Source organism: Pseudomonas sp. LBUM1653 (assembly GCF_059716115.1).
In genome coordinates this window covers 2,307,769-2,324,225 of the sequence record NZ_CP166803.1, presented here as the reverse complement: position 1 = coordinate 2,324,225, position 16,457 = coordinate 2,307,769, and the positions used below count along the sequence as shown (strand labels likewise).

Annotated in this window: 13 protein-coding genes and 1 pseudogene; 7 read left to right on the top strand and 7 right to left on the bottom strand. The window is 60.5% G+C overall.

Translation table 11 applies throughout. From position 1 onward, the window contains the following. Nucleotides 1-423: 423 nt before the first annotated feature. Complete coding sequence (locus ACA054_RS10515) at nt 424-5,001, top strand: hypothetical protein (protein WP_497689324.1); 4,578 nt, start codon at nt 424-426, stop codon at nt 4,999-5,001. Nucleotides 5,002-5,048: 47 nt separating this feature from the next. Here ACA054_RS10515 and pdxR read toward each other — a convergent pair whose 3' ends face one another. Further along, the gene (pdxR, locus tag ACA054_RS10510; protein WP_497689323.1) at nt 5,049-6,575 is read right to left on the bottom strand and encodes a MocR-like pyridoxine biosynthesis transcription factor PdxR; all 1,527 of its coding nucleotides are present in this window, start codon (nt 6,573-6,575) and stop codon (nt 5,049-5,051) included. A gap of 90 nt (nt 6,576-6,665) precedes the next feature. On the opposite strand from pdxR, the gene ACA054_RS10505 reads away from it, so the two are divergent. The 4 genes from ACA054_RS10505 (at nt 6,666) to alr (ending at nt 9,853) form a co-directional block, all read left to right on the top strand. Then, nucleotides 6,666-7,289 (top strand): FMN-binding negative transcriptional regulator, encoded by a 624-nt coding sequence (locus ACA054_RS10505; protein ID WP_497689322.1) that lies wholly within the window; start codon nt 6,666-6,668, stop codon nt 7,287-7,289. A gap of 9 nt (nt 7,290-7,298) precedes the next feature. Next, nucleotides 7,299-7,745 (top strand): GNAT family N-acetyltransferase, encoded by a 447-nt coding sequence (locus ACA054_RS10500; protein WP_497689321.1) that lies wholly within the window; start codon nt 7,299-7,301, stop codon nt 7,743-7,745. Between the two features lie 17 nt (nt 7,746-7,762). Continuing rightward, on the top strand, nt 7,763-8,434 hold the full coding sequence (locus ACA054_RS10495) for a GNAT family N-acetyltransferase (protein WP_497689320.1): 672 nt from the start codon (nt 7,763-7,765) through the stop codon (nt 8,432-8,434). A 189-nt stretch (nt 8,435-8,623) separates the two neighbouring features. After that, complete coding sequence (gene alr / locus ACA054_RS10490; protein WP_497689319.1) at nt 8,624-9,853, top strand: alanine racemase; 1,230 nt, start codon at nt 8,624-8,626, stop codon at nt 9,851-9,853. Between the two features lie 34 nt (nt 9,854-9,887). On the opposite strand, the gene ACA054_RS10485 is transcribed toward alr, so the two are convergent. Together ACA054_RS10485 and ACA054_RS10480 are read right to left on the bottom strand one after the other, a co-directional pair. Further along, nucleotides 9,888-10,487 carry a CGNR zinc finger domain-containing protein gene (locus ACA054_RS10485; protein WP_497689318.1) on the bottom strand — a complete coding sequence of 200 codons (600 nt, stop codon included), beginning with the start codon at nt 10,485-10,487 and terminating at the stop codon, nt 9,888-9,890. Between the two features lie 24 nt (nt 10,488-10,511). Further along, complete coding sequence (locus tag ACA054_RS10480; protein ID WP_497689317.1) at nt 10,512-10,709, bottom strand: hypothetical protein; 198 nt, start codon at nt 10,707-10,709, stop codon at nt 10,512-10,514. Between the two features lie 107 nt (nt 10,710-10,816). Here ACA054_RS10480 and ACA054_RS10475 point away from each other — a divergent pair, with 107 nt between their 5' ends. Next, the gene (locus ACA054_RS10475; RefSeq protein ID WP_497689316.1) at nt 10,817-11,356 is read left to right on the top strand and encodes a dihydrofolate reductase family protein; all 540 of its coding nucleotides are present in this window, start codon (nt 10,817-10,819) and stop codon (nt 11,354-11,356) included. A 53-nt stretch (nt 11,357-11,409) separates the two neighbouring features. Beyond that, nucleotides 11,410-11,547 (top strand): annotated as a pseudogene (locus tag ACA054_RS10470) (GNAT family N-acetyltransferase); the annotation flags it as partial. Between the two features lie 128 nt (nt 11,548-11,675). Here ACA054_RS10470 and ACA054_RS10465 read toward each other — a convergent pair. From ACA054_RS10465 to ACA054_RS10450, 4 genes are all read right to left on the bottom strand, one after another. Continuing rightward, nucleotides 11,676-12,674: a 3-hydroxybutyryl-CoA dehydrogenase gene (locus ACA054_RS10465; RefSeq protein ID WP_497689315.1), complete on the bottom strand. Its 999-nt coding sequence runs from the start codon at nt 12,672-12,674 to the stop codon at nt 11,676-11,678. Continuing rightward, complete coding sequence (locus tag ACA054_RS10460) at nt 12,674-13,780, bottom strand: NAD/NADP octopine/nopaline dehydrogenase family protein (protein WP_497689314.1); 1,107 nt, start codon at nt 13,778-13,780, stop codon at nt 12,674-12,676. Before ACA054_RS10460 ends, ACA054_RS10465 begins: the two co-directional genes overlap by 1 nt. Before the next feature lie 95 nt (nt 13,781-13,875). Then, nucleotides 13,876-14,850, bottom strand: a complete 975-nt coding sequence (locus tag ACA054_RS10455; protein ID WP_497689313.1) for an AraC family transcriptional regulator — start codon at nt 14,848-14,850, stop codon at nt 13,876-13,878. A gap of 210 nt (nt 14,851-15,060) precedes the next feature. Continuing rightward, nucleotides 15,061-16,416 carry a spinster family MFS transporter gene (locus ACA054_RS10450; RefSeq protein ID WP_497689312.1) on the bottom strand — a complete coding sequence of 452 codons (1,356 nt, stop codon included), beginning with the start codon at nt 16,414-16,416 and terminating at the stop codon, nt 15,061-15,063. Between the last annotated feature and the right edge of the window lie 41 nt (nt 16,417-16,457).

The following is a 16,457-nucleotide window of genomic DNA, read 5'->3' as shown; positions in this document are numbered from 1 at the left end:
ACCTGTGACTCAATCGGCGCCTCTACCAACGATGGCCCATCGCGGCGGGCCCTGTAGGAGCGAGCATGCTCGCGAAAAACCTGAGAGCACCACGGGGTGTCAGGCTCCCCGCGTCATCGTTGACCTCCATCGCGAGCAGGCTCGCTCCTACAGTAGATCAGGTACATCCGGGAGCAACTGGTTGGCTATGAGGCCGCCTTCGCCGGCAAGCCTGGCTCCTACAGTAGATCGGGTACATCCGTGAACGACGGGTAGGCTATAAGGCCGCCATCGCTGCGATGCGGCGACCCGAAAAGCCAGCCCCCACAGGCACTTCTTTTTTACCCGCGATAACTATCTACCACCTCCCGCTCCCGCCGGCCCTCTACCTTGCCCGAACCCCGCGCTGTCCCGTCAGCGCTTCACCGGACACAGGAAACGGCCATGCCCGACACGCCCTCCAGCAATCCCGACGACATACTGACTCAACTGGTGACCGGCCCTTCGATCAGGGAAGTCGCTTCGACCTCGATACGCACCGCCCTCGATATCGAGTATCCGCAACTGCACATCGATCCGAACCTGACCATGGTGGCTACGCCCGTCTGGACCATCACCGACAACCAGGTCTTGCCCGGCAGCAGCCGGTTCGAATCCCTGACTGACGCCCTGGTACGGCTCGCCTTGTCCGGCGCGACAGCCACTTACATCGACGGGGAACACTTCCTGACCCGGCAACCGGGCGTCGAGCCGAGTATCAAGTTACCGGTAAAGATCGATGCCATCGGCTGCCTGCTCAATCGCCTGGCCCGGTCGTTCTTCGTGGCCTATCAGGAGCAACAACTGGACTACTGGAATGAAGCCATCGCCCCCGACAAGCCTCGCTGGCATCAAATCAGCGAAGCCCTGCACAGCCTCTGGAACGACGACAAACCCGATGACTGGGACGAAGACCAACGGGCCCTGGCCCTTACCGTCTACGACTACCCGCAACAGGCCGATCGCCAGGCCCACGACAAGTACCAGACACGCGCCTGCCTGATCGACCTCGACGAGCTCGATCAACAGCGCAGCGAACACCGGCGGCTGCTGGATACCGCCGTCATTGTCGGCACGCTGGGGGAACGCACGCTGGTCGTTACTCATTCGATCGCCGAGGGATTCGGTCACTACGACTCGTTGGCGGCATTGGGCGAAGCCCTTCGCGGGCGCGTCACTTCATCGGCAAATGCTCAACAGCTGCAGTGGCGCCTTTACCAACCCACGGGCGATTTTTTCCACCAGCAGGCCTGTGCGTTGATCGCACTGGAAATCCAGGCCATCGGCTCGCTCAATGAGCAGGCGGTATCGATGCTGGCCCCACGGATCGCAGCAGCGGCCGGTGATTTCGAAAAGCTCGTGCTACAGCATCCCACGCGTTTCAGCCAGATACAGCGTCATTTACACGACTGGCTGCTCGATGCCTCGACGGTAGACCTCACTCGCTACAGTCGACACTTGATGGACCTGGCGTTGTTACGCGAGCAGCATGCCGGGAAGACGTCTTTCGATGGCATTGCTCCGCTGCGCGATTTTACCCTGGAGGCCTTGCGAGACCAGATGACAAAGGATCATCCGCAAGCCTCCATGCCGCGCCTGGAAGACGTTGAAATCAGCAGCACTCGCCCTGTGATCCTCGGGACATTCGCGGTGCCGGGCAAGACCGAAACCGTCACGCTGACACTCGTCGATCTGGCTTTACAGAACCTGACAGCCCTGCCCTGGGGTGAAAAAACCGTGCAGTACAGCGACGGCTCAGCAGTTGCACCATGGTTGACGCCGGCCTATCTGGACAGCCTGGTGAGCTCCGTGAACATCGGCGAAACCTACCCCAGGCTGATCAAGCGCACATTGCTCGACGACCCGAAGGAAATGACCCGGCGCCAGCAACTCTACGCCGATGACCTGCGCATTCAGCTACCGATGCAAACGCTGCAATCGAAGATCCGTGGCGAAGCCGGCATCGATGACCTGGGTTATCGCTATGTCGTCGCGGCCTTGCAGGAGAGTGCGGCGGATCGTTATGTCGAAGGTCTGGAAATCATCATCCGTCCACTGACTTTTATTCCAGGCGGGCAGACTGATGGCAAGGCTGACGAAGTCGCCAACATGTTCGTGATCGGGCCGCGACAAGCTGAAAAAGGGCCGTGCCTGCTGTATCGGCCACTGCTCGATTATCCAATGTTGCAATACCCCGGCGAAGCGAACCTGCTGTACGCCATCAAGCACAACAGGTCGTTGCGCCAGTCGGTCCTGGCCTGGTTAGCGGATGACGTTCGCTTTAACTACTCGCAGTACGTGTTCCCCGGCGAGTTGCCCTCCGTTTGGACGTTGTCCCAATGGCTAGTCGAGCCAACCTCGGTGCTGGGGATGATGGGCGCAGTGACCCTGGGTTCGGCGCCGGTGCCGCAACCCGCCTTGCCGGTACTGTTTACCGTCAACGCCAACGCCTTGATCACCCTGGCCGACCGGCAGTCGGTGTCCAACGCGCAAAGCCGCTGGGCTACCCTCAAGCAAGCGGCCTGGATGCTGTTCAATGTGACGTTGCCCTTTCTCGGGCGTACGGCTGCAACTGCCGCCTGGATCTGGCAGATCATGGACGATCTGGACGAGGCGAGTGAAGCTTCGCAAGCGAATGATTCCGAGCATGAATGGGCCGCGCTGACCGACCTGTTTCTGACCCTGGGCATGGTCCTGGCGCACCACGCCGCCACGCGCAACAAACCACGCGTCCCGCACCTTGAGAAAGCCGCGCCAGCGCTCGAAAAACCGGTCGCGACCATCACCATGACGCAAACGCCCGATATCGTCGCTCACCACCTGCCCGACAACCACCCGACACCCTTGCATACCTTGGGCATTTTGTCGCAATCGAGCCTGGCGTCCGTGCTGGACCGGCTGGCCATCGCCAAGCCCTCCGGGCTAGAAAACCCGTCGAACGAACCCGGCCCCTACCGCTATCTAAGCCCGCACCAGCAAAAGTGGTATGCCCAGGTCGGCCAGCGCTGGTTCGAGGTCTGGCTCAACGACGATGGCGATGTGCAAATCATCGACTCGCGCATGACACCGTCACGCAGCGGTCCGCTGCTGACTCATTCCGCACAGGGACAATGGTTCATCGATACGCGCTTGCGACTGCGCGGCGGAGGCCGCAGCCGAAAAGCGCTCGCACTGGAAAACCAGCAACGCAAGGCCACGCTCAAACTACAACTGACAACGTTTGAAAGTCGCAAAGCCCAGCTGGCGGAGGAACTCGATGCCGCGCAAAAGGCAGTGAAGGCACCCGCCACCGACGTGGCCGACCCAAATCGGCAACGCCTGATCGAAACACTGGATGCGCAATTGGCCGAGTTCGGCACTTTCACCGAACGGCTCAAGACTTACAACAGCATTGAATCGATCCCCAACTACCGTGCGGTCCTGGTCGACTACCTGGGTCATCAGCTATATCTGACGCAGAAGTGGTTCACTCAACAAAACCATGTATTTGGCGAACACATGCGTCGATCCCTCGCGCTGCTGGACAACGAGCCGGGTGACGGCACACAGACGCCCCGCCAGACCCACCAGCTCACCAGTGATCTGACCCAAGGCTTTATCGACAAGATCGAGCTTGCCCAGGCACGCATCGAAGAGCTGAAACGGCTGGGCAAGGAAGCGGCCGAAATGGCCCGAGAGGGCCAGGCAGCACTGCCCCATTTCGCGCTGAAGGATCTCAAACTGTTCCAGATCAGCCTTGCCCAGGAACTCTGCCTGAGTGACAGCGCCGCGGTGGACACGGCGCCAGCCCGACAAGCCATGGGACAACTTGTCGAAGATGTGGGCCTGACGATCCAGTCTTCGCTGGACCTCGTCGAACAGGACGATGCACTGCCCTTGCCTGAGCGGATCGACGGCTTCAGTGAGTTGGTGGAACAGTTCGCAATCCTCGACCTGCGGATACTCGACCTGCCTGGCGAATATCCGCGGCAGTTGCTGCAAACACCCCTGGACCTCATGCGCCAGCGGATCGAAACATTCAAGGAGCACAGCGTGAAACACCTCGCTGACCTTCTGCATGAGCGCAAGTCACTCGAACCGACACCGGGCCCTTCGCGCCCTGCCCCCGTCTCGAAACGCATCATCAAGACCCGTTACAAAGGAACGGTGGTCGGCAAACCTCGTGTGCGCACGGCGGGAGACAACACCGAATGGGTCGACGTGACATCCCCACTGACCGACAAGGTCATCGCGACATTCCATGAGAAAACACCCGGCGTCTGGGTCGAGCATGAGCCTGCGCCAGAGCAGGCACCTGCTCAGGTACGACCTGATCTGCAAACCAGCGTCCAGAAGGGACAGATGCTGGTGGATCAATTGCAGTCGTTCATCCGCCGAACCGAGGGTCACTCGAAGGTGGCGGGACGCAATCCCACGGAAATCGAGGAAATGTTTCACCAGCAAGCCGGTCGCCTGCAAAAAGCGGCCGATACGATCGAAGACGCCCTCACCGATAAAAATGCGACTGACGAAGGGCCGGCGTCAGCCGCACTACTGGCCAAACAGCTCACCGAGCGTGCGACCGAGCTCTTTGATAAAGGTCGCCTGGCCCGAATCCGCATGACCAAGGAACAGCCCCCCACCGCGGCTCGCGTTGAATGGCTGATGAGCAAGAAACTGATAACCATCGTCAAGACACCCGGTCGGCGTCGACTCAAGGGGCATAAAAACGACTATCTCGAAGAATACGAGATACGTGAACATGACACTGCAAAGGCCCTTTGGTACGCCCACTTTCACTATTCGGGCCCGGACACCGCGCCCAAAACCTACACCGCCGCCCACCTGAAAACCGAATCCCAACGCAAGCTCGGCGGTGCATTGGATAAGCGCACGCTTGTCTCCAATCACGAGTTGATCGCTGTTTATCGCAGCGAAATCAGCCCGAAACTGGCGGATGATTTGTTCTTGTCGAGGAATAATCAACCAGCTTCGGGTTCCTGAGCGGCGACCGTGCCTGCCAGGACTCGCAAGTTCAGCGAGTCCTGGCCTCATTCACGCCAGATCTTTTTCAATCGTTCGAGTGCCGCGCCGATCGCCTCCTCCGGCACCGCGGCAAACCCCAATACCAGCCCGGCGCGTTGATCCGGCGTGTTTTTCGAATCCGGCAGCCAGTAGCTGCTCAGGCCATTGATCTCGACATCGACGCTGGCCGCAGCCTCTATCAGTTCTCGTTCGCGGGCTTGAGTGTCGACCGCCACCGTCAAGTGCAATCCGGCTGCCACGCTCGGCAGGTGACCGACACCCGAAATATCCGCGGGCCAATTGGCCAATAGCGTGTTGCGGCGGCTCAACGCGGCACGCCGCATACGCCGCACGTGACGCTGAAAATGCCCGGCGGCCATGAACTCGGCCATCACCGCCTGGGTGCTCACCTCGGAATGCCGGACATCCACCGCCCGCCGTTGGGCAAACGCCTCGACCAATGCCGGCGGCAGCACCAAATAGCCCAGGCGCAGGGCGGGAAAGGCCACTTTGCCGAACGTACCGACATACAGCACCCGCCCGTGACGATCGAGCGCGGCCAACGGCGCCAGCGGTGCGCCGCTGTAACGGTACTCGCCGTCATAATCGTCCTCGACGATCCAGCCTTGGCTACGCTCGGCCCAGGCCAGCAATTCCAGGCGTCGCGCCAGACTCATCACCACGCCCGTGGGGTATTGATGCGACGGCGTTACGTAAGCCAGACGACAATCACCCAGGCGCGCCAGTTCGCTGCAGTCAATGCCTTCGCTGTCCACCGCGACACCGTGCAATTGCCCACCGGCCACCGCAAACGCATGACCGGCCGCCCGATACCCCGGGTTTTCAATCGCCACCCCGTCCCCCGGTTCCACCAGCAACTGCGCACACAGGCTGATCCCCTGTTGCGCGCCACTGGTCACGACGATTTGCTCCGCCGTGCACTGCATGCCGCGAGAACTGCGCAAATACGCCGCGATCATCCCGCGCAATCGCGCATCACCTTGCGGCGCGCCATAACACAGCTGCTGCAGATCCGGTTTGCGCCAGAACGCCGCATTCAGCTTGGCCCACACCTCGAACGGAAACAGATCGAATGCCGGCACGCCGACCCGAAAGGCCCGCGGCGGACCGCTCGGAGGCGTCGGCAAATGGTTATTTTCAAGCCGCGCCAATGCGCCGCTGTGAATGACTTTTTCGGCCGCCACCACAGGTATCTCCAGGCCCTTGGTAGAGGCGTCCGGCGGACGTTTCGGCGCGGTTTTCTTGCCCGGCAACGGTGCTTGCGGTAATTGCGCGACATAGGTCCCGTCACCCACCCGTCCTTCAATAAACCCTTCGGCGTAGAGCTGATCGTAGGCCCGCACCACGCTGTTACGGGAAATCGCCAGGGCCGCCGCCAGATCCCGACTCGCCGGCAATCGCGTACCGCTGGCCAGTCGCCCGTCGAGCACTCGTACCCGCAAGGCCTGATAGAGCTGGCGACTCAAGCCCTGGCGGCGGTCGAGTTCGATACCCGCCGGGTTGAAGGACAAGGACAGCGGCGCATCCGTCATGACAATGGACCTATGAAATTTGTCGTTAATGGCTCTTACAACAGACCAATAGCCTGCCTAGGATGCAGGCATCTGCCAAGGAATATTTCCATGTATACGCCCCGCGCTTTTGCCCTCGAAGATTTGCATGAACTGCAGCAACAGATCCTCGGCACCCGCCTCGCCCTGCTGGTTACCCATGGCGAACAAGGCCTGCAAGCCAGTCATCTGCCCTTGCTGCTGAACACCGACGAAGGTCCGAACGGTACTCTGTATGGCCATTTTTCCAAGGCCAACCCGCAGTGGAAGGAACTGCAGGACGGCGCCGAAGCCCTGGTCATTTTTGCCGGCGCCGATGCCTATGTGAGCCCCGGGTTTTACCCGAGCAAAGCCTCGGACGGCAAAGTCGTGCCGACCTGGAACTACGTGGCCGTGCATGCCTATGGCAGTGCTGAAGTGTTCACCGATGCCGATCGCCTGCGCGCACTGGTCAGCGCCTTGACCGATCGCCATGAAGCCGGTCGCGCGCAACCGTGGAAAGTCGCCGATGCCCCCGCCGATTACATCGACGGCATGCTCAAGGCCATTGTCGGTTTCGCCCTGCCGATCCAGCGTCTGGAAGGCAAACGCAAGCTCAGCCAGAACCGCAACGCCGCCGACATCGCCGGCGTGCGCGAAGGGCTGGCTGCCAGCCCGGACGCACACGACCAAGCCCTCGCCCACTTGATGCCCTAAGGAATGAACATGAGTCAGATCGACATCCGCCAGGTCAGCGCCGACGACCACGCCGCGTGGCTGCCGCTGTGGCAGGCCTACCTGCGCTTCTACAACACCGAACTGCCAGAGACCGTCAGCCAAAGTACCTGGCAGCGCATGCTCGACCCGAACGAACCCACCCATGCCGCCCTCGCCTGGGTTGACGGCAAAGCGGTGGGCATGGTGCATTTCATCTACCATCGTTCCAACTGGAGCATTGAAAACGCCTGCTACCTGCAGGATTTGCTGGTAGCACCTGAAACCCGTGGCACCGGCGTTGGCCGCCAGCTGATCGAATTCGTCTACGCCACGGCCAAGGCCGACGGTTGCAACAAGGTGCATTGGCTGACCCACGAAACCAACGCCACCGCGATCCAGCTCTACGAGCGCATCGCCGAGCGTCCGGGTTTCATCCAGTTTCGCAAAGCCATTTAAGGTTCAAGGAGAACAGCATGTCGACTTCACTCGCCGACTGGAAAGGCGTCCCGGCCCCGACAGTCCAATTGATCGAAGGGCGTTTCATCCGCCTGGAAAAACTCGACCCGGCGCGCCACGGCGACGACTTGTTCAACACCCTGCAAGGTCCAGGCAGAGATCCGAAACTGTGGGACTACCTGCCTTACGGTCCTTTCCCGCAACGCAGCGCATTCAACGACTGGCTGAACAACCACGCCGCCAGCAGCGATCCGTACTTCTTCAGCGTGATCGACCGCGCCAGTGGCGAGGTGCAAGGCATCCTCAGCCTGATGTCGATCGTCCCGGCCCAGGGCCGCATCGAAATTGGCCACGTGACCTTCGGCGCGCCGATGCAACGCTCACCCAAGAGCACCGAGGCCGTCTATCTGCTGGCCAAAGAGTCGTTCGCCCTCGGCTATCGGCGCCTTGAATGGAAATGCAACAACGGCAACGCCCGCTCCAAGTACGCCGCCGAGCGCCTGGGGTTCAGCTTCGAAGGCGTCTTCCGCCAGCATATGGTGGTCAAGGGGCAGAACCGCGACACCGCCTGGTATTCGATCATCGATTCGGAATGGCCGGCGATTGGCGCAGGGTTCGAACGCTGGTTGAGTGACGAAAACCAGACGGATTCGGGGCAGGTGAAAGGCTTGGCGGAGTGTCGGGGGTAAACTGACGTGGCCGTCGAGGCTCTCGGCACGCAAGGTGCCTTGGCCTCGGTGTTCACCTTGGATAAAGCGCGCGAACAAACTCCTTACCTCCTCTTACATCTTCGAACCCCGCGTACAAAGAAAACTTACATTGCCTCCCTATAATCGGCACTCGAACAACAAAAAGACCGATTACACGGAGAGTTTCAAATGCCCTTTACACGGACTGTTCTAGCGTTGTCCCTCGGCCTGATTTTTTCGCAAAGTCAGGCCCAGGCGGCGCCGCCGCTGTCGCTCACCAACGGCAACTCCGAGCTGACTGCGCAAATCAGCAATGCCTGGATTGAAATCAACAAGACCGCGTTAGTGCACAATATTCGTACCTTGCAAGCGGAGCTGGCCGGCAAGTCGAAACTCTGCGCGGTACTGAAGGCCGACGCTTATGGTCATGGTATTGGGCTGGTGATGCCTTCGGTGATCGCGCTGGGGGTACCCTGTGTGGCAATCGCCAGTAACGAAGAGGCTCGAGTGGTTCGCCAAAGCGGCTTCAAGGGCCAGTTGATCCGTGTTCGCAACGCCACCCTGGGTGAGCTGGAAAATGCTCTGCAGTACAACGTCGAGGAACTGGTTGGCAACCTCGATTTCGCCCGCCAGGCGGCCGACCTTGCACATGAACACGGTCGCAAACTGCAGGTGCACCTCAGCCTCAACTCTAGCGGCATGAGCCGTAACGGCGTGGAAATGGCTACCGAACAGGGCAAGAAGGACGCCGTGGCAATCACAAAGGTACCGAATCTGGAAGTGGTCGCGATCATGACCCACTTCGCAGTGGAGGATAAGGACGACGTGCGCAAGGGCCTGGCAACCTTCAACGAACAAGCGGCCTGGCTGATGGATGTGGCCCAGCTCGATCGCAAGAAAATTACCCTGCACGCGGCCAATTCCTTCGCCACTCTGGAAGTACCCGAATCGCACTTGGACATGGTGCGCACGGGCGGCGCGTTGTTTGGCGATACCGTCATCTCGCGCACTGAATATCGGCGCGTGATGCAGTTCAAGTCGCGTGTGGCCTCGGTCAATAGCTATCCCGCTGGAAACACAGTGGGTTACGACCGCACCTTCACCCTGACACGTGATTCGAAACTTGCCAACATCACGGTCGGTTACTCCGACGGCTATCGCCGCGTGTTCACCAACAAAGGCGTGGTATTGATCAATGGTCATCGCGTGCCGGTAGTGGGCAAGGTTTCGATGAACACCCTGATGGTCGATGTCTCGGATGCATCCGACGTCAAGTCGGGAGACGAAGTGATACTGTTTGGCAAGCAAGGCGCAAGCGAAGTCAGCCAGGCTGAAATCGAAGAGATCAACGGCGCGCTTCTGGCCGACCTTTACACCGTCTGGGGCAGTGCCAACCCGAAAATACTGGTCGAGAAGTGAATCGCAGTACCAAACCCGATGAACGTTACCCCCACTACCCGGCTAACCCAGCGGGACCCTGACGCCGCTTGCGGAACTCGGCGACCTTATGCCGGTTTCCGCACAGCGCCATGCTGCACCAGCGCCGTTTGTGCGACTTGGTGCGGTCATAAAACATCAATGAACAGTCCGGGCTTTCGCATTTGCGCACGAGAGTGAAATCGCCTTCAGCCAATAACTCGGCAGCGGCATAAGCCAGCCGGCTCAGGCATTGGCTGGCGGTATCACCCTGACGGAAACGATCCAGTACCGGCGCGGCGCCCCCCTCCCAAACCAGTTGCGGCACCGCCCGCAACAGAAAGGCATTCAGTGCCGCCTGATCCGCCACGCGATTTTCCCGGCGAGTTGCGAGCAGGTCCTCGATGCTGTCGCGCAACTTGCGCAATCGGGCGAGCAAATGCCCGTCGCCCCCCTCCCCATCTGTCGTTGAACCGAAACCGATCTGCCGCAGCCACAACGCGGCATCGCCATCGGTGCCGAGCAGGTCTCGTCGCTGGCCCTCGACCATCATGCGGGTGTTCAGCAGTTCCAGTGCCGGGTGATCGGCCAGTACCAACGGCGCAGGCAGTTCCAGGATGGTGGCGGAGTCAGGCATGGAAATCTCCAAGGAATCGGATGCTCAGGCCCGCCTCAACGCCCCATCGAATGCTGGCGTCAACCCCGACGACTCCAGCTTGCGGACAAAGGCGCCAATACGCTGCTGCTTGTGGGCGTCCACGTCCAGCTCGCGGTAATCGTAGAAACCCCGACGGCATAGATACAGCGTGATGCAAAAAAGATTGCGTGAAACATCAATTAACCAAAGCAAGGAAGGCATTATCTTCGCCTTCCCGAAATAAATGATCACCATCGCCCCTTGCCACTTTCCAGAGGGGCTCTTTATTTACGGGTCATTTCCCGCCTGCATGATTACAAGGAAAACACATGTCGACGCTGGTCTATTACGTAGCTGCCACCCTGGATGGTTATATTGCCACTCAACAACACAAACTGGATTGGCTGGAGAACTTTGCGCTGGGGGATGACGCAACGGCCTATGATGATTTTTATCAGACGGTCGGAGCGGTGGTCATGGGGTCGCAGACCTATGAATGGATCATGTCGAACGCTGCCGATGACTGGCCCTACCAGGACGTACCCGCCTTTGTCATGAGCAACCGGAATCTGTCAGCCCCCGCCAATTTGGATATCACCTTCGTACGCGGTGACGCCGGGACCGTCGCGGCCAGGACCAGACAGGCGGCGAAGGGCAAGAATGTCTGGCTGGTCGGTGGCGGGAAAACGGCAGCCTGTTTTGCCGACGCCGGAGAATTGCAGCAGCTGTTCATCACCACCATTCCAATCTTTATCGGCACCGGCGTTCCCGTACTGCCCGTTGACCGTTCGCTTGAAGTCGTTCTCAGAGAACAGCGTACGTTGCAGAGCGGTGCAATGGAATGCGTCCTGGACGTGAAAGCGGATTAACGTCCGCAAGACGATCGTGTACCGAAACTCGCAGTGTCGGAACCAAAGGAAGCGATACCGCCTGGTACTCGATCATCGATTCAAAGTGGCCGGCGATTGGCGCGGGTTTCGAACGCTGGTTGAGCGACGAAAACCATACGGAGTCGGGGCAGGTCAAAGGTCTGGCGGAGTGTCGTAATGCTGTTCGGTAGGAGCGAGCATGCTCGCGATGGAATCAAGAGCGCTGCGTTTAGCCAGTAAACACGCGTTATCGTTGACGACCATCGCGAGCATGCTCGCTCCTACAGTGGCAGTGGCGGTTGGCATTCGACCGTCATTTTCAGCCCTGCCGCAACGCCCCATCAAACGCTGGCGTCAACCCCGACGACTCCAGTTTGCGCACGAAGGCGCCGATACGCTGCTGCTTGTAGGCGTCCACGTCCAGGTCACGGTAATCGTAGAAACCCTGGCCATCGCGCAAGCCGTTGCGGCCGTTTTGCATGTTGTCGGCAATCACCTGTGGCGACTCGAAACGCGGTGCCAGCGCGCCACTCAGGTAACGCGAGGCGTAGTAGAGAATGTCGCCGCCACCCCAGTCGATGAACTCGAGCAGGCCCAGCACCGAGAAGCGCAAACCAAAGCCCACGCGTACCGCGGTGTCGATATCTTCTGCGCTGGCCACGCCCTCCTCCACCATCCGTGCGGCTTCGTTCATCGCCAGTGCCTGGATGCGCGGCACGATATAACCAGCCACCGGATTGCACACCACCGGCACCTTGCCGATCCGCTTGAGCAGTTGCAACAGCCGCTCGACCACCTGTGAGCAGGTCGCTGCGCTGCGGCTGACCTCCACCAGCGGCATCAGGTGCGCCGGATTGAGCCAGTGCGCGTTGACGAAGCGCTGCGGTTCACTGACCATTTCGCTCAACTCGGTGACCAGGAAGGTCGAGGTGGTCGACGCGATGATGGTCGACGCCGGGACATGCTCGCTGACCCAGGCGAAGGTCTGCTGCTTGACCTCGATGACTTCCGGTACGGCTTCGAACACCAGCTCGCACAGGCGCAATGCTCCTGCGGCCTGGTCCCGGGATTGCAGGGTCAACCGGGATAGCGCGATGTCTGCCTGCTCCAGCTGGAGCACGCCAAGGCGCACCAGCATCTGCAGTTCGCGACTGATGTTGTTGCGCACCTGTTCGAAGTAGCCGTGCCGCTCATCCCCGGCACGATCCTTGATGTCGATGAGGGTGACCGGCAGGCCGGCATGGATGAATGCCAGGGCAATGCCCTCGCCCATCCGGCCGGCGCCGACGACGCTGACGTGGGGTAGCGCGGCGTTCATCAGTTGAGGCCCCTGCTCAGGAGCTCGGTCATTTGCACCCGGTCGAGCGCAGCCAGACCGAGGTTTTCCAGGGTGCGGCCCTCGGCGTAGAGATCACGTTCGGCAACGACCGAGGCAATGCTCAACAGGCCTTGCGCAACCGGGGTCGGCACACCGGCCCAACGGCCGACGGACACCAGGAAGGACAGGCCCAGGCGGGTGTCTTCGAGCATGTAGCGATGCTTCTGCAGGTCGATGTCTTCGCGCCAGTCGCCGCTGTCTGTCAGCTTGCCATGCGCGCCGCGACCGTACATCCACTCCTCGCCTTCGCTGGTGTTGTAGTGATCGGCCAGGGGAAAGTGCGGTGCGCCGTAGGTCAGTGCTTCGCGCACGGCCATGCGCTCGGCATCCAGCTGGTTGGTCACGCGGCGAATCGACGGCTGGGTGCCTTCGTTGTGAATGTCCCAGGCCTCGAAATGCTCAAGGGGACCTGCGTTCATCATGATCAGCGGCGGGTGGATGATGGGACCTGCGTTCATCAACGCGCCGCTCAGGGCGTCTTCAATCGGTTCGACGCTCGGGTAGGCCTCGCGCAACACCGCGAAGGCGTGCTCGGACAGGTTGCTGGGGAACACACCGGTCGGCAGGCGGGTCGCGTAGCAACTGATCACCAGGTCGCTGGCGCCATGCTTGCGCACCAGGTACGGCAGCGTGCCGGTTTCAGCGAAGGCGACCTTGCTCTGGTTGCCCGCATCGGCCATGGCCTTGGCGAACACGTAACTACCGAAGGTGCCCGGCGGCAGGAACACCACCTGACCGTCGTGCAGGTGCGGCGCCACGTGTCTGGCCAGGTCTTCGTGGGAGGTCGACGGCAGTGGGATGATGACCAGTTGAGCGTCGCCCAGGGCTTCGGCCAGGTTGTCAGTCAAAGACAGTTTGTCGCCCTGTTTACCGACGGACAATTTGCGTGTGCCTTGGTAGTCCTTGATGGTCAGGCTGCCGATGTCCAGCAGCTCCTTGAGCGCTGCGCCGTCGCGACGCCACAGGCGGGTCTGATGCCCCTTTTCAGCCATTTCGACAGCAGCGGCGTAACAGCCGTGTCCACCACCCAGCACAGTAATCTTCATCGAGTTGCTCCTCTTGTAAGAGACTCGATGCTATCGAGCTGCACCGCCACAGACTTACCCGATTGCGCAGCCAACTGACCGATTACGCAGAAGTCTCAATGCTTGCGTCGGCGCAGGGTGTCCGACGGCAGGCAGCCATAGCGTTGCCGATAGGCACTGGAAAAATGCCCGAAGCTGTTGATGCCGTGACGCAACAGGATATCGGTGACGGTTTCGCAGGCATTGCCCTGCTGCAGCGACTCGTGGATCACCGCCAAACGACGGTCACGGATGTACTCGACCGGCGCTTGCTGGAGAAACTGCCTGAAGCCGTTCTGCAAGGTGCGGGCCGAGACGCCACAGAGATCGCTCAGGGTCGCCAGGCTGATCGGCTCGTCGAGGTGTTCCTCGATGTAGTCACGGGCCTTCTTCACATGATGCGGCAGCGGCGCGCGCGAATCGATCAACAGATCCGCCGAGTGGTTATGTGGCAACTGGGTGAGCAGCAGTTGCATCAGGTAGTCCGACAGGCCGCTGGCGATCCGCGAACCGTCCACGCCACTGCCGTAAAGCCGGCAGATGTAGTCCAGGGTGTGATAGAGGCTGACGACACCGACACCCAGAGGGTCGACGCTGACATCAAAGATCACCGACTGCCGCAGGCTGCGGCCGAGCAGGCGTTGCAGTTGCAAATGCAGGGCATCACTGTCGATGCGCAGGATCAGGTTGCGGCACTCGCCATCGGTGACGATGCGGCTTTGCGCGAACGGCGAGGAAACGCTCAGGTAACCCGACTGCATCGCCGCACTGCGCCGCCCGTGGGCCACTTCGCAACGCCCCTGCAAGGTAATGCGAAACAGGTACTGATCGGCAATGTCGCCGATGCTGATCTCCACCGGCGCGCCATAGCGCAGGTCAAGCAGCGCCGAAGTGCCGAAGAATACGCCGTTGAGCCGGGTATGGATCGGCTCGTCACGCAGGACGTTGAAGCTGTGCGGACACAGGTAATGGCTGACCTTGTCCTTGATCTCGCGGTAATCGGCCGAGCTGAGCAGGCTATGCCGTTCCAGCAGGTGTACGTCATTCAACATCAGAAACTCTCCTGCTGTTCAAGGCGAGCAAAAAATTTGTGGCGAGGGGATTTATCTCCGTACGGCTGCGGAGCAGTCGTAAATCCAAACGACTCGGTCTTTTTGAACCGACGCTGAGGGCCGCTTCGCGGCCCAACGGGGCGGTGCGACGGTTCGCTAAATCCCCTCGCCACAGATGTGGGGCTCCTCGCTTCTGTGAATAGCATTATCTCAGGCCTGACCTGGATATTCCCGGGCATAGCTTTCGCGGAAACGGCGGCAACCACGCCACAGCAGAACCACCGTCAACACCGACGCACCCGCGATCACCAACGACATCGACGAGCCCACCGCTGCCGGCGAACCGAAGTACCGGTCGGTCAACAGCGCCACCAGCGTGGTACCCAGGCCCAACCCCAGCAGATTGCTGATCAGCAGGAACACCGCCGAGACCTGTGCGCGCACCTGATTCGGCGCGAGGATCTGCATCGCCGCCGTGGACGCCGGCATCGGGAACGAGGCGAAGAACATTGCCGGCACCAACAAGGTCACCGACAGCCACAGTTGATCGGCTTGCGGGAACAGCACGGCCGGCACCGCCATGCCGAGTGCGCCAATCACCCCGGTGCGCATCGCGGCATCCTGATGACCTTTTTTGGCCAGATAATCGGTGAGCCAGCCACCGAACAGTACCCCGGCGGTATTGGCCAATAACAGCACGGTGCCGAGCATGTAACCCGCCTCCATCGGCGTCAGGCCGAACTTGCGGATATACAGCGCCGGGCTCCAGCTCATCATGCAGAAAAGCACCATGGCGTAGAACGAAAAGCCCAGGTAATGGCAGGTGAAGGTGGCACGGTGGCGGCCGAGAAAACGCAAGCCATCGCTCATACCGACCTTCTTCGCCCGGCCCTGCGCATCGACCTGCAGGCCCTTGCGCGCAGGGTTGCGCACGGTAAGCCAGATCAGCAGGCCGACGACTATGCCGGGCAGGCCGACAATGAAGAACGCCAGTTGCCAGGCCTTCATCGCGCCGAGAAAGGCGACCTCAATGGTGTTCATGTCCTTGAGCATGGCGATCACATAGCCGCCGACCAGGAAGGCCAGACCGCCACCGACGAACGAGCCGATCGAGTAGATGCCCACGGCGCGGCCGAGTTTCTCCTTGGGGAACATATCGCTGAACATCGAGTAGGCCGAGGGCGACAGGGCCGCTTCGCCGACACCGACGCCAATGCGCGCGAGGAACATGTGCAGGAAGTTCTTGCTCATGCCGCAGGCTGCCGTCGCCAGGCTCCAGAACACCACGCCGACGGCGATGATTTTCGGCCTGCTGAAGCGGTCGGCCAGATAGGCGATGGGCATGCCCATGAAGGCGTAGAACAACGAAAAGGCCAGCCCGTGCAGCAAGCTGAACTGGGTGTCGCTGATCTGCAGGTCGGCTTTGATCGGCTCGATCATCAGCGCCAGGATCTGCCGATCCACAAATGAAAAGATGTAGGCGATCATGCACAGGGCGACCACGTACCACTCGTAAACGTAGGTTTTCTTGCGCTGCAGGACCGCGTTATCGACCTGTATATTCACTAGTGTTTGCTCCGTTTGATATTGTTATGGAGTCAATGCGC